14 protein-coding genes are annotated in these 13,671 nt (G+C 48.8%); 2 read left to right on the forward strand and 12 right to left on the reverse strand.

What is annotated here, in order from left to right; translation table 11 throughout:
* Positions 1-25: 25 nt before the first annotated feature.
* Entirely contained in the window at positions 26-1,024 is a 999-nt protein-coding gene (locus KME12_09365; GenBank protein MBW4487986.1) for a zinc-dependent alcohol dehydrogenase family protein, read from the reverse strand.
* Between the two features lie 263 nt (positions 1,025-1,287).
* Between KME12_09365 and KME12_09370 the strand changes: the two genes are divergently transcribed.
* Complete coding sequence (locus KME12_09370; protein MBW4487987.1) at positions 1,288-1,935, forward strand: HAD-IA family hydrolase; 648 nt, start codon at positions 1,288-1,290, stop codon at positions 1,933-1,935.
* Positions 1,936-2,095: 160 nt separating this feature from the next.
* Here the strand turns inward: KME12_09370 and KME12_09375 are convergent, their stop codons facing one another.
* The 4 genes from KME12_09375 to KME12_09390 form a co-directional block, all read right to left on the reverse strand.
* The gene (locus tag KME12_09375; protein ID MBW4487988.1) at positions 2,096-3,421 is read right to left on the reverse strand and encodes a 2-oxo acid dehydrogenase subunit E2; all 1,326 of its coding nucleotides are present in this window, start codon (positions 3,419-3,421) and stop codon (positions 2,096-2,098) included.
* Positions 3,422-3,436: 15 nt separating this feature from the next.
* Complete coding sequence (locus KME12_09380; protein MBW4487989.1) at positions 3,437-3,592, reverse strand: hypothetical protein; 156 nt, start codon at positions 3,590-3,592, stop codon at positions 3,437-3,439.
* Between the two features lie 109 nt (positions 3,593-3,701).
* Positions 3,702-4,151 carry a YlqD family protein gene (locus tag KME12_09385; protein MBW4487990.1) on the reverse strand — a complete coding sequence of 150 codons (450 nt, stop codon included), beginning with the start codon at positions 4,149-4,151 and terminating at the stop codon, positions 3,702-3,704.
* A 140-nt stretch (positions 4,152-4,291) separates the two neighbouring features.
* Positions 4,292-6,262, reverse strand: a complete 1,971-nt coding sequence (locus KME12_09390) for a long-chain fatty acid--CoA ligase (protein MBW4487991.1) — start codon at positions 6,260-6,262, stop codon at positions 4,292-4,294.
* Between the two features lie 228 nt (positions 6,263-6,490).
* Between KME12_09390 and KME12_09395 the strand changes: the two genes are divergently transcribed.
* Entirely contained in the window at positions 6,491-6,775 is a 285-nt protein-coding gene (locus KME12_09395; GenBank protein ID MBW4487992.1) for a DUF427 domain-containing protein, read from the forward strand.
* A 29-nt stretch (positions 6,776-6,804) separates the two neighbouring features.
* Here the strand turns inward: KME12_09395 and KME12_09400 are convergent, their stop codons facing one another.
* From KME12_09400 to KME12_09430, 7 genes are all read right to left on the reverse strand, one after another.
* Positions 6,805-8,322, reverse strand: coding sequence for a GH3 auxin-responsive promoter family protein (locus tag KME12_09400; GenBank protein ID MBW4487993.1), 1,518 nt, complete (start codon positions 8,320-8,322; stop codon positions 6,805-6,807).
* Positions 8,286-9,623, reverse strand: coding sequence for a glycosyltransferase (locus KME12_09405; protein MBW4487994.1), 1,338 nt, complete (start codon positions 9,621-9,623; stop codon positions 8,286-8,288). Before KME12_09405 ends, KME12_09400 begins: the two co-directional genes overlap by 37 nt.
* Positions 9,624-9,635: 12 nt before the next feature.
* A complete protein-coding gene (locus KME12_09410; protein ID MBW4487995.1) occupies positions 9,636-10,301 on the reverse strand; it encodes an acyl transferase in 666 nt (221 codons plus the stop codon).
* A gap of 121 nt (positions 10,302-10,422) precedes the next feature.
* Positions 10,423-11,145 (reverse strand): sterol desaturase family protein, encoded by a 723-nt coding sequence (locus KME12_09415; GenBank protein ID MBW4487996.1) that lies wholly within the window; start codon positions 11,143-11,145, stop codon positions 10,423-10,425.
* A gap of 2 nt (positions 11,146-11,147) precedes the next feature.
* Positions 11,148-12,170, reverse strand: a complete 1,023-nt coding sequence (locus tag KME12_09420) for an aromatic ring-hydroxylating dioxygenase subunit alpha (protein ID MBW4487997.1) — start codon at positions 12,168-12,170, stop codon at positions 11,148-11,150.
* Positions 12,167-12,466 (reverse strand): (2Fe-2S)-binding protein, encoded by a 300-nt coding sequence (locus KME12_09425; protein ID MBW4487998.1) that lies wholly within the window; start codon positions 12,464-12,466, stop codon positions 12,167-12,169. The genes KME12_09420 and KME12_09425 overlap by 4 nt, the downstream gene beginning before the upstream one ends.
* A 149-nt stretch (positions 12,467-12,615) precedes the next feature.
* Positions 12,616-13,665, reverse strand: coding sequence for an aromatic ring-hydroxylating dioxygenase subunit alpha (locus KME12_09430; GenBank protein MBW4487999.1), 1,050 nt, complete (start codon positions 13,663-13,665; stop codon positions 12,616-12,618).
* Between the last annotated feature and the right edge of the window lie 6 nt (positions 13,666-13,671).

The following is a 13,671-nucleotide window of genomic DNA, read 5'->3' on the forward strand; positions in this document are numbered from 1 at the left end:
CCCAAATTACTGCTCTTGATGAGGCTTAAATCACCAAAACCAACTTGCCCGTCATAGAGCCAGCTTCCAGCAAACGGTGAGCCGTAGCCGCTTCGGCCAAGGGCAAGGCTTGTTGCAGATGAATTTTCAGCTTGCCCTCATCAAACAGAGCCGCGCAGGCTTCTAGGATTTCGGCTTGATGCTGCTGAGCCGCTGCCAATCCTTGCAACATTGGGGTCAGCATCAGTTCTTGGCTAACACGCAAGTTACGCATTCTAGCCGTTTTCCAGTTGGCACTAGTGGTATCGAAATCCAGAATCGTCACCGCTTCCCCATACACTTTGACAGCCTCTAGGGACTTGAAGAAGTTGCTGCCGCCTACGGTATCAAAGGCAATATCTACCCCTGCGCACTCCGTCCAATCCATCACCGCTTGCACAAAGTCAGTCTGCTGATACAAAATCGCCAGCTCAGCCCCCCACTGCCGCACCAAGCGAGCTTTCTCTTCTGTACCCACTGTGCTGCAAACTCGCGCTTCCTTAAACACAGCCAGTTGTACTGCCACATGACCCACGCCCCCCGCGCCTGCATGCACTAGCACCCGCTGACCCGGTTGAAAATTGCAGCGATCGAACAATGCTTCCCAAGCCGTAATCAGCACTAAAGGAGCCGCTGCCGCTTCTTCAAAACTGAGTGAGGCAGGCTTACGAGCTGCGAATTTCTCATCAATAGTTGCCAGCTCAGCATAATTGCCCGGATGAGCCCCCAACCCGCCATTACAGAAGTAAACTTCATCACCCACCCGAAACCGTTGCACCTCTGCTCCCACAGCCTCAACGACTCCAGCCCCATCGCAACCCAAAATGGCAGGCATCTGATCCGGGAAAAACGTCCCTCGTTGCCGCAACTTAGTGTCAATCGGGTTGATGCCAGCAGCTTTGAGCCGTACTAATAGCTCAGTGGGTTTTTGAATTGCTAGATCCGGCACTTCTTGGAGTTGCAGGACTTCTGGACCTCCGGGGGCTGTCATCAAAACTGCTTTCACGGGTACTCTCTCAGTAAACTTCTCATGTTCCACCCTCTCCCCAGCCTCTCTCCCAATCGTGGGCAAGGGGAGCAAGAGTTGGGTTCCCCTTCTTTTACCAGAATACTAGAGAAGTTATTGCTCAGGCTGCTTACCCAACTCATAGGCCTAACTCATAGTTTTAGCAGTAAGAGATTGGCGCTCGCTCACCCAATTCCACACCCAATTTGAGTTAGACTACGGCTATGATCTTTGCTTAAAAACTAATAGTTATTCTTGAATTTATAACTGTGTCAGTGATTATTTTTGATTTTGATGGAACTCTGGCCGATACCTTACAGGCGATCGTGGCAATTACCAATCGCCTCGCCCTAGAATTTGGTTATAAAACTGTGAATTCTGAAGAGGTTAAAAAACTCCAGAACCTAAGTTCTCAAGAAATTATTAGATATTCAAAAATTCCGATCTTAAAGTTGCCCTTTTTGCTGCGTCGAGTCAAAAACGAGTTAAAACAAGAAATTCATCACTTACAACCCATTCACGGAATTGAAGAGGCGTTGCTGGCTTTGAAACAAGATGGTCATCAGCTAGGCATTGTCACTTCTAATGCTGAGGCCAATGTCTTAACTTTTCTTCAACATCACGGCTTACATGAGCTGTTTGAGTTTGTGCATTCAGGCACTAGTTTATTTGGCAAAAATAAGGTTTTAAGCAGGCTGCTCTCTCAAAAGCAAATTAATCCTGATGCGGTTCTCTACGTAGGCGATGAAACGCGAGACATCGAAGCAGCCAAGCAGGTAAAAATCAAATCCGTTGCGGTGAGTTGGGGATTTAATTCTAGACAAGCCCTAGCCAGACAAAACCCAGATTTCTTGATCGGTCAACCTCACGAGCTATTGGCGATCGCTCAAGCGCTCCAAGCTTCTAAATAAATTGACCAAATCAAGGATTTATAGGATGACGTGAACGCCAGCATCACGCACCGCAATGTTGCCGACCTCTCCCCCGTCCCCTCTCCCGCAGGAGAGGAGTGCCGCAAGGCGGGGTGAGGTTTGGATTTGGCTCTAGGCTCTAGCTAACAGTCAATTCGCTCTACAGCGTCAAGGATTGAGTATTGGTTTCAATCAAAGTTGCCAAATCTTTCAAGAAAGCAGCTGCATGAGCACCATAAATAATTCGGTGATCGCAGGTGATGTTCACTTGCATTTGCCGCTTCACCCCGAACAAGCCATCATCGGTCGCTACCATTTGCGGTCTAGAAGCTCCGATCGCTAAGATCGAACCTTGACCGGGAGGCAAAATCGCATCAAAGCGATCGACTCCAAACATGCCTAAGTTAGAAATGGTGAAGGTGCCGCTGTTGTACTCGTCAGGTTGCAATTGCTTGGCACGGGCACGATCGACTAAATCTTTCCAAGTACGAGACAACGAGTAGAGATCCGCTTGATCGGCATTCTTTAAGACAGGGGTAATCAAGCCGCCATCTTCCATTGCCACTGCAACAGAGATATTGATCGCAGAAGGATAGCTGATGCCTTGCTCGGTATAGCTAGCATTCAACAGAGGATGCTTTTGCAGCGTCACCGCGACTGCTTTGGCCAGCAGAGCCGACATAGTGACACCTTTAGACTTCACTTGCTTGTAGAGCTTGTCTAGGTTGTCGGTGGTAATGGTATAGCCAACGTGGTAAGTAGGAACGCTGAGGCTCACCATCATATTGCGGACAACTGCATTTTGCAGCGTGGTCAACGGCACCACTTGACCTGGAACTACAGGGGTAGGTGCAGCCACTGGTGTAGGAGCAGGCTTAGGCGCAGCAGCTGTCACAGGCGTAGTAACTGGAGCTGTGGTCACAGCAGGAGCCGCAGGCTGAGATTTACCCGCAGCCGCTTCCACATCTTGAGCGACGATCCGACCGTGAGGGCCGCTGCCCTTCAATCCGGCGAGATCCACTTTCAAGTCTTTCGCTAGTTTGCGAGCGCGAGGAGAAACAATGGTGCGACCACTGCTGACGCTGGAGCCGTTGCCGTTGGTGGCGGTTGCAACTGTAGCCTCTGTCGCGATCGCAGCTTGGCGAGATTGAGTAGAGGCATCCGCAGGTGCAGAAACAGCCGCAGGATTCGTTGTCGTCGTGGCTGACTGACCGCCCGCTTTTTGCTTCGCCGTCTCAATTTCAGCTTCCGTTTCGGCAATGAAGGCGATCGTTTGTCCTACCGGAGCGCTCTCACCAGCAGGCACCATGATCACAGCGAGATAGCCTTCATGGAAGGACTCCACATCCATGTCTGCCTTGTCGGATTCGACAACTAGGACGGTTTCGCCTCTCTCAACTTTGTCACCTGGAGACTTGGCCCAGGAAACAATTTTTCCTTCAGTCATCGTAGAACTGAGGGCAGGCATGAAAACTTCGTTGATCATGGGCTGGGTTCTGAATCAATAAATCGTTAAAACTGGAGCAAAGCCAGATCGCATTTTATCCTGACAGATGCCACCAGAGCTATCACCCCGAACAAAGTTGATCAGAATTACCGCGATCGCTTGATCCCCAGGACAAAAATTCCCACCTGTATCCCTCAAGTGGTGTGACAAAGCTACATTAAAAAAATTCCCACCTGTGACAGTGGGAAGCCTCAAGAGACAGAGAGTCAGAAGCCGTACCTAATCTAAGCGACCGTACCCATCGTCAGAGATTGACGTTTTAGACATCGCCCCGAATTTCTTCGACAATGCCATCGCGCAATAAAATCTCAACTTGCATCTTTTCAACCAAGTTGTCACCAGGCTCGATCCGGAAAAAGCTTTCGATTTGGCCTTGGCTCACTTCCTGGCTGAGTTCCAGCATTTGGACTTGCTGCAACTGCTGTAGCACTTGGTTTTTCTGCTCTAGCAGCTCACTTTTCTTTTGATTGACCTGGATTTGAATATTGTCAATCTGCTGCACCGTTTGAGGCCCAGGAGGTTGCAGACTTTGCTTTTGAATTTCAGCAATCATCCGCTGCCCTTGCATTTCCAACTGTTGCAGTTGGCTATCAAGTTGATTAATTTGCGCCTGGAGTTGCTGCTGAGCTTCCTCCTTCCACCGGGGAGTGACGATCGCTTTAACTGTAATGGCTCGTTTCAGGAGTAACTGTGAGTTGGAGACGTCCATAAACATTTCACTTGGAAAATAGTTTGAGAATGGGCAACGCTTAGGGAACAACGCGTATTTGTGCCGGGGCACCGCTTTTGCCAGAAGTAAATTCTGTCAGAAACGATACTGCGTCTGTATACGGCGCGTCAGCCCAGCGATCAGGCAAACATCCCGTCGATCATACCTTGATAGCGCTCCATCACAACGGGTCGCCGAATCTTCAAGGTTTGGGTCATCATGCCATTCTCAACCGAGAAGGGTTCCACAATCAGGCGGAATGGCCCCACCCGATCATCGGGGCGATAACCCGGTCGATTTTGCACCTCCCGGTTCAGTTCTTGGCGGAATAAATCTTGAATGCGTTTGTCCTCTAGGGCGATCGCTGTAGCTCCGGAATTGGTGCTAGCAGGTTGATCAGGCAAGTTGAGAGAGAGATTTTGGTTTGTGACCCACTGCTGGAGAGCGTCTAAATTCGGCACGATCAGGGCACCGAGCGATCGCTGGTCTTGCCCAACCATCATGATTTGATCGATGTAGGGGCTGCGAATGCAAGCATCTTCAATCGGTTGTGGCTCAATGTTCTCACCACTAGTCAAGACAATTGTGTCTTTGGCCCGCCCAGTCAGCACCAAATCATTCTCATCCGTCACCCAGCCCAAGTCGCCGCTATCAAACCAACCTTCTGGGTCAATCGCTTTAGCGGTCGCTTGCGGGTTGTTGTAATACCCCTGCATCACTTGTCGCCCCCGAATCAACACCAGACCTCGCTTTCCGGCGGGTAAGGGTTGGCGAGTTTCTGGGTCTACAATGCGAATTTCTGTTCCTGGTATGGGTTGACCGGAAGCACCTTTGAGGTTGCGCCAAGGCCGACGCACATTGGTTACGGGAGATGTTTCTGTCAAGCCATAGCCCTGCAAAACGGTGACTCCGACAATCTCAAAGAAGTTGTCGAGGTGCTTGGCAAAAGAGCCGCCCCCACTGACCAAAAATTCAATTTTGCCGCCAGTTGCCTCCCGGACTTGCCGATAAACCAGGCGATCGCCCAAGGCATGAACCGGAGCCAGAGCGGCAGCTTTTGCGGTGGCAGCTAAGCGTTCAATTGCAGAGGGATGGGGATTTTCTAGACTTAAACCCTGCACAATGCGACGGGCAGCAAGATAGCGCTGACTGCTTGACAACAGAGAGTTAATTAGCCGTTGCTTACTCGCTGGCTGCTCCCGAAACTGCTTCTGCACCCCTTCATAAATCGACTCCCACAGGCGAGGGACTCCCACCATGTACTGGGGCTTGTACGTTTTTAGATCTTGCTTAACGTGACGGATACTGGTGTAGATCTGAGTGCAACCTTGAGCTAAAACAAAGTACTCAAAAGCTCGCTCGTAAGCATGCCAGCTAGGCAAAATGCTGAGCACAATATTACCGGGCTGGGGCGGCACCACGGCCCCTAGCATGGTGGCTTGATGCAACAAATTGCCATGACTAAGCATGGCTCCTTTTGGCCTGCCCGTCGTGCCGGATGTATAGATCAGGGTGGCTAGGGTTTCCCGATTTTGCTGAACAGGTTGCAACGAGTGATTGGCACCCAGTTCTAGTAATTGAGGAAAGTTAAGAATTTTGAGAGTTTCATCCGTGGGTGGCTCCTCGTCGGAAAGTAGCACCACGGTTCGGACTGCCAAGCCATCCAGACCAGAGCGTAATTTCTCTAGAGTGGCTTGGTTCTCAACGACCAAGGCGGTGCTGCCACTGTCAGCCAGAATAAACAAAAGTTCTTCGCGATCTGCTTGAGAACTACGCACAGCATTGGCTGCTCCAGCCGTCATGATGCCTTGATCTGCCACAAACCAACGGGGACTGTTGTCCGAGATTAGGCCCACGCGATCGCCCACTTCCACCCCTAGTGCCTGCAACCCTGCGGCAAAGCGCTGCATCTGCTGATATACCTGTGCGTAAGTCAGTGATACTTCCGGTTTGGCATGGGGGTCTTTCAAGGCCACAATTGAGCCAAATTTCTTAGCCACAATCGGCCAAATTGCTGGCAAAGACTCAACAGCTTGATAGTCCACTAAGCGCTTAAGGTTAGCGCGCTCTGGCTCAGTTAGATGGAGGCTAGGTGCATTAGGAGGGTTCATAGTAGCTCTTGACCTCAAAACGATAGGAAATTAAGCATAAATAGCTGGCTTGGCATCAAATATATGACAAAAGGATACGCCCAGTTTTTCTCAACACAACCTGCTATGGTTCCACGCTATCCTGACTAGAGTCTAAGAAAGACTGGTTTAGGACAGGATTCAATCTGTCCGTTCTTAACCAAAATTGACCAAACAAGCGAACTTGAATATAAACGAGGGAAGTGAATCATGGCAAAAGCAGTTTGGAACAGTGCCGTCCTCGCCGAAAGTGACAATTGCGAAGTGGTCGAGAATAATTACTACTTCCCCCCCGATGCCATCAATCGCGAATTCTTTAAAGAAAGTTCAACTCACACTACCTGTCCTTGGAAAGGTGTGGCTAGCTACTACAACGTTGAGGTAGAGGGCCAAGTGAATAAAGACGCGGCTTGGTACTACCCGGAGGCGAAGCAAGCGGCCAAAAACATTGAGGGCTATGTTGCCTTTTGGCGCGGTGTCAAAGTCGAGGCGTAACTTTTATTTTTCGGTGGGTTATGGTCAGCCTAACCCACCTTTTTCAGCATTGCGACTGGCTTTGTCGCTAACACTTCATGCTTGATATCCCCCCATTTTTGGCCTGCTAGCAACTTCTGTTGCAGCACCAGTTCGGGCACTTCCGGCGACACCCAAACCTGAGCAGGGGCTAATTGTCCCAAAAGCCGAGCCTGTTGATAGTGGAGGGACTCGCTGAGAGCAGCCTCTAGTTGCTGAGCGATCGCTTCTCCTTCCCGATTAGCTTGATCTAGCAACAAGAGATAGTGGGGTTGGGGTTGAGTCACAGGAACTAAGGTTCTAAACGTAGTTGATCCCAAATTCAGGCGATCGATTACCTGGGCAACAAAAGCGGCATGGAGTTTTTCTCCCACCAAATCGCTGGTCATCTGATCTCGGCCTAAGAATTCTAAACAAGGCGTATTTAGGTAGGTGTGAGTCATACGAACGCGATCGCCCATGCGATACCGATACAACCCGCCTTTTTGGGACACAATGATCGCGTACTCTGTAGCTGGCTCTAGCTCATGTAAGAGACGAATCACTCCCATTGCATCTTCAAATTCAAAAAAGACTTCATTCAACAATGGGACAGATCCCTGAGCGGCAATCAGTGGCACTGTCATCGGAGCTTCAGTCGCCAACAGCCCCTTACCCTGCACCATCACACCGGGAAAGTGCGATCGCAAAACTTGAGCTTGGTCCGCAGCGTTGACACTATCCCAACAGGAAATTAGCTTCAGATGCGGCCAAATCTCTGTCCAAGTAGTTGTGGGATCTGAGATCAAGGCGAGGCGTTTGGGGGAGACGCGATCGCGCAATTGTTCGCAGAGCTTTTGGCGATGTTGCTGGATGTAGTTGAGATGCACCGTGAGAAAGCTAGGACTCCAAATAGAGATAATTTCTAGCTTTTCTGATTGCAATAATGCTAGACAAAGCTGCTCTTTAAAGGCTTCTGGATCGCGGAGACGACTTAAGCCCGCAGGAGCCACCAAAAAAGGCCGTAATATCCACTGCAACCAGCCGTCTAGATATTCAGCATCATCTGCTAGCCCAACCTTGATCCCTGCTTCTGTTTGTGTAGGTTGAGTGAGTTGCGGTGAGACACAGAAATAGACTTGTCCCGTGGAAAACTTAGGGCCATTTGTGATTAAGTCATGTGCCCACACCGAAAACATTTGACTAAAAGAGCGGCGCAGCGATCGCGTGTAGGGAATCCATTTTGCAGGGCCACGACTCCCAGATGTTTTCTCATAAAAGAGGATAGGTTCTGAAGTTAAAAGTGCTGTTTTGCTCTGCTTTTGGCATTCGATCCACAGCTCCAAATCGGCATAATTCACAATTGGGATTTTCTGCCAATCTTTTAGCGATCGCACACCCAAAAAGCGACCGTATTCACTAGTAACTAAGCGTTGACAGATTTCCTTCTGAACCTTTGCTTGGGCTGCTTGCGGATCTTTTAGGGCTTGATGAAATCTGCGAGCTTCTGGGCTCAACAACTTGGCAAAGAATTGAATGATGGGACGCATAATTCAGTTTTAGGTTGAGAGAATTCCTGAGTCAGAACAGGTTTACCAGTCGCGATCGCCTGTTCCACAATATCCGCAGCCCGTATTACTCCTCCTGCTTGCGCGATCGCTTGCTGCAATCTGACTGCGTTCTGTTTGTATGTTTCACAGGTCAATACTTGTTGAACCGCAGTTCTCAATCGGGCGGCAGTTAAACGCGATTTAGGTACGACTTCTCCAGCCCCCGTCCATTTGATCCGAGCGGCAACTCCTGGCTGATCATCTGTAACTGGGAGCGCCACCATCGGCACACCTGCTTGCAGAGATTCCAGGGCAGTATTCAAGCCTGCATGAGTGATGGCTAAGGTGGCACGTTGTAGTAGTTCTAGCTGAGGAGCATAACCCACGACAATCGGTTCACCAGGCAGATCAGCAAGAATTTCTGGAGATAGCCCTTTCCCTAAGGCGATCACAAGTTGAGCATCCAATCCAGCACAAGCAGCAGCAATTTGCTCAAAAACCCGATGAGAGCGATTGCGTAAGGTTCCCATCGAAGCATAGATCAGAGGTTGACCCGTTAGCTTTTCAAACGGGAAGGAGACGTTTTCTCGGATTACAGTGTTGTGAAACGGTCCAGTGAAATGAAAGCAAGGAGCAAGGCGCTGACGGGGATACTCAAACTCGGCGGGCTGATGGCTAATTTGAGCTAAGGGTGATAGAGCATCACTGGGATTTTTATATAGCGGTAGTCGCCACAGTTGGCGGTACTCATTCACAGGTTGATGTACCATCTGCCAATACTGCACCAACAGAGCATGACCAAAGCGATTTCGTAGTCTCGCCCAAGGTGCTAGATCGTAAGGCCAATCCGCAAAGAAAGGAGGCACACTATCGTCGGGCTGCATCAAGAGCGCACTACAAAGAGAGACAAAGGGCAGAGATAATCGTTCGGCGATCGCTCCGCCTGCAACAATCACATGGTCTACAAGCAAAGCTTCTACCCCTGCGGCTTTAATCGCAGCAGGAGCCTCTTGCAGAAACACGGTAGCCCAGACTTGTTGCCTAAATTTGAGGGTAGATTGAAAGGCTGCGAAACCTCGCAAAGTGCCTAGGTGATCATAGAATCCACCCAAAATCCCTAAAGGAAATTCCTTTGTACCAATGGGCCAAAAGTTAATCTCCGCCGCTTTTGCCTTCGCTGCTGTATCAGGGATGTTAAACAAAGTGACTTGATGCCCGCGCTGTTGCAGTTCTCGACCTAGAGCCAGCATGGGGTTGAGGTGCCCAGTTGTAGGAGGACATAAGAGACCAAAATGAGTCATAAAATTTTAGGTTTACTCAAGTTTTGATGGTTGATGTTGCTGCTTGGCTAAAAGAGTTTGAACTTTGAGCTGATCAATTGTTTGGTTGGGATATACATGCGTAAAAACGGGGATATATGTTTCTGCTTGAACCACAACTCCAGGCCCAATATGATTCCAAGCACCTAGAAACACCCCATCGCCAATTTTGATCTTCTTAACATACAGCATCAAATCTTGCCTGCGCGGCTTGATAATATGTGGATAAAGACCTACCTGATGACCAAAGATGACGCGATCGCCAATCTCTAGCAATCCGCGATCGGCAATCTCTAGATGCGGAGTCCAATAAACACCTGTGCCCACCTTGGAACCCCACAGCCGCAACCATAAGGAGAATGCACCGGGAATCAAGCGCAGCACAGTCTCTAAAGCTGGAAAAGCAATATAGATCGCCTGAATCTGATGACTCCCCCACCAAGGAGAATACTCTTTCCCTTGCAGATAACTAATTCCTTCTAGAACAGGATAAAAATGAGCATGAATCCGGTAAATTAGCAGCGGCAAGCCATACAGCGAAAACAACCACAATAAAACAGTCCAGATGCCAGGAGAGATACAGACCGATAGAAATGAACTTCCTGCTAGCAACATCACCAGCACCGGAAAGCCAGCCAGAAAAGTACTGAGCCAAGTCATTCCCTGCCGTTCTACCTTCAATGATTGACTTGGGCTTAACTCCCCCTTCCCTTGAAGGGAAGGGGGCTGGGGGGTTAGGTCTACTTCTGAAGTATCCATCGATCAACTTCTCCAGCCAACGTCAAAAAGGCCAAAATAGCTTTTGGGATAAGGTCAAATTTGTCTGTATCCCCAGGCTTTCCGGGGCGCGATCGCACTCATAATTAGTTCCGTGCAGTTTATCCCAAACCTTCAGATTGGCTCCATAATTACAGCCCTGCGTTTGGGCATGGTGCCAAGCATGGTCTTGTGGCAAAACAAGCCAAGGGGAGATCCAGCGATAAATCCAACTCTGAGGCGCGGGAGTGATCGCACTGTGCCGCCACAAATCTAGAATGGCAGTCAAAGTGACTCCCAAAACATATCCTGTGGGGTTCTGTAACAACAAGAGAAATAACGGATGAACCCACAGATACAGAATTAAAAAGCTGCTCCATAGGGTATTGCGGGAGGTGCCCAACACATCCATTTGAGTAACGGTGTGATGGACTTGATGCCAAGGCCATAGATGGTGATGATGTAGCAGGCGATGATTCCAATAATAGAGATAGTCTACTAAAACGAAGCTGAGCAGGAATCCTAGCCCAGGAGAGAGCATCAAAACTCCTTTCCAGGTAGGTAACAGCCACTGATACAGTTGGTAAACCAACAACAGTTGTAGACCAGGGATCACAATTCCTTGAATCGATAACCCTACCAGATCGAGTAGCCAATCTTCTCTATTCTTCTGCAAGAGGAGATTGGATTGGCGATCGCGAGTGACGGTCAACAACAGCAAAGTCATAAAAGCAGCAAAGATTGCCATCACTACACCCAGAATGTGACTTGAACCGATTGATCAGGCAGCAGACGGGGATCTTCGCCAACGGCAATGCGATCGCGAATGGACTCTACAAAGGTGTGAATTGTATCCGCTGGAGTGTTGGCAAATTTCTGCCCGTATTTCTCAATGACTTCTTGTTGCAAATCTAATGCTGCTACATCCTGACCAATGATGTGTTGGGCAGTCCAATAGATGAAAGGACGCGCCAATTGATTCCAAATGCCATAGTTGTAGGTGACATCCGTGTAGACCAAAGTAGAGTCTTCAGTTTCAGGGATGGATTGGCTGCTAATCCACAGTTGGCGATAGGCTCCCATGTCATACTCAACGCTAGTGACATTGGGCATGAAGAAATAATCGGTATGGCGAATCTTGCCGCCTTTGGGATTGAGAAACTTGGCGTACCAACCCAGATTCGTAGTTTCGTTGCGATATTCTGCCCGTACTGCTCCTTTTTGCCGCTCTACCGTCATCTCTAGTTTTTGTCTGCGGGGCGTGCGAAAAACACCAGGATGCACAGAAGCCGTATGTGGAATATCAATAAAGTTCTCAGCGCAGTTCGTGACATTATTGCGGAAGCGGTTAATTACTCGCACCGTTGTCCAACCTGGTTCCTGGTAATGAGGCATTGGAAAGGGCTCAAATTCTTCACTCGGCTTGTTGGTTAAGCGCACATAAATATAACCATCTTGCTCACAAGTCTCGTAATGCTTCACCCGTCGAGCTTGAAGCTGCTTAAAATCATCTCCTTCTGCTGGCACTGCTACCAAAGTTCCATTGTTGTCGTACACCCAACCGTGATAAGGGCAATGCACCTGTCCTTGGCATACCTGACCACGAGATAACCGACTATTGCGGTGCATACAGCGATCGCGTAAAGCCACAGGTTCACCATTCTCATCTCGAAAAACTGCCAGCCATTCTCCCAATACAGTCCGAGATAGAACTTTATTGGGTCTTAGTTGCTCACTTTGAGCCACCACATACCAGAAATCCTCAAACTTCATAGAACCTCCGTCAGAGGCGCGATCGTGATTTCTCCCATTACATCTAGCTGGCAAGCCAGTCTTGCTTGAGAATTTCCAGGTGCCAACATATCGAGAATTTCCTGTTCGGCTGTACTAGGCGGAGCAAGATCTCCTGTTACTGTGACTAAACAGGTTCCACAAAGTCCTGTGCGACAACCAAACAGCACGGGAGAATTTTGTACTGTGAGCTGCTCTGCTAAAGGTTGGTGAGACTCTAGAGCCAGGGGCACATAATCTGAATTTGGAAAGTGAACCACACAATAGGATGCGTTCATGATAAAAAATTGTGGGTCAAATAAATATTGATAATTTGGGTTACGCCTGTAGGGGCGAAGCATTCGGCTAACAATCTTTGCATTTGTCCGAAGAATATCTACCGAATGCTTCGCCCCTACCCCCTATAAGGAGATACACATGAAAATGCTTAGTCTTCGGATGTTTTCTGCCTAGGGAAACATTTTGACCAAAGGGAAGGTTTGAGTTGATTCACATAGTTCATATACTTAACCAGCGGCGCATCAATACTCAAAAGCACTTGTGGATTGAAACGGATGTTGTCATAGATCAGGCCATCCTCATCACGGAGAAAATAGTAGCTCAAGCGAGTGAGTAGCAAGAGCGATCGCGTCACTACCCAACCCCAGATTCCTGATCTCTTCTCTGCCACATAGATGGGTTGAACGCGAGTTTTGTTAGGCGCGATCGGCGTATAGGCGTAAATCATATGTAGCGGCGGCACCAAGCGCACGTTTTTCATCATGGTTAGCAAACCAATGCAGCCGTCAGCATAGCGCATGGAATATTCATACCTTTTGCCTAAAAATCTCTGAAGCACCGTTTCTCGCCACGTTTTACCAGGAATTTCTCCCCGCATGGTGAAATCAATCACGTTACCAGTGGCATTGCGATCGAGAGATAGCTCCATCTCAACATTGAGCTTGTGAACCGTTCGTAAATGTTGGGCATCGATGCCATTCATCATGCAGATGTGATGATGACAGTGACGCTCCAAAGGCTTGTCGGCCCAAACAATCAGGGATTTGCCTTTTAACTCGTCAAACTCAACCACAGTTTCTGGAGCTTCGCTATCGGGATGGACCCAAATAAAGCCATATTTCTCATCGGTCGCATAAGCTCGGATCTTGGCTCTAGTTGGAATCTGAACTTGGCAAGGAATATCTTGGCATTTACCAGTGCCATCAAAGGCCCAGTGATGAAAAAAGCAACGAATCACATTACCATCAACTCGTCCTAGGCTTAAGTCAGTCCCTAAATGAGGACAATAGGCCTCTAAAGCCCGAACGTTACCATCTACGCCCCGATAAACAACAATTTTCTGACCGCACAGATCGAACGATTTAGCTCGACCCGCTACTAAGTCACGACTCGCACAGATGATATACCATCCTTGAGCTACGACATCGCTATTGTTAAAAACAGGGGTTTTGAAATCACACAAAGTAGGAGATTGCATATTTAA

The sequence above is a fragment of the Trichocoleus desertorum ATA4-8-CV12 genome, assembly GCA_019358975.1.
In the GTDB taxonomy this organism is placed as follows: Bacteria; Cyanobacteriota; Cyanobacteriia; order FACHB-46; family FACHB-46; genus Trichocoleus; species Trichocoleus desertorum_A.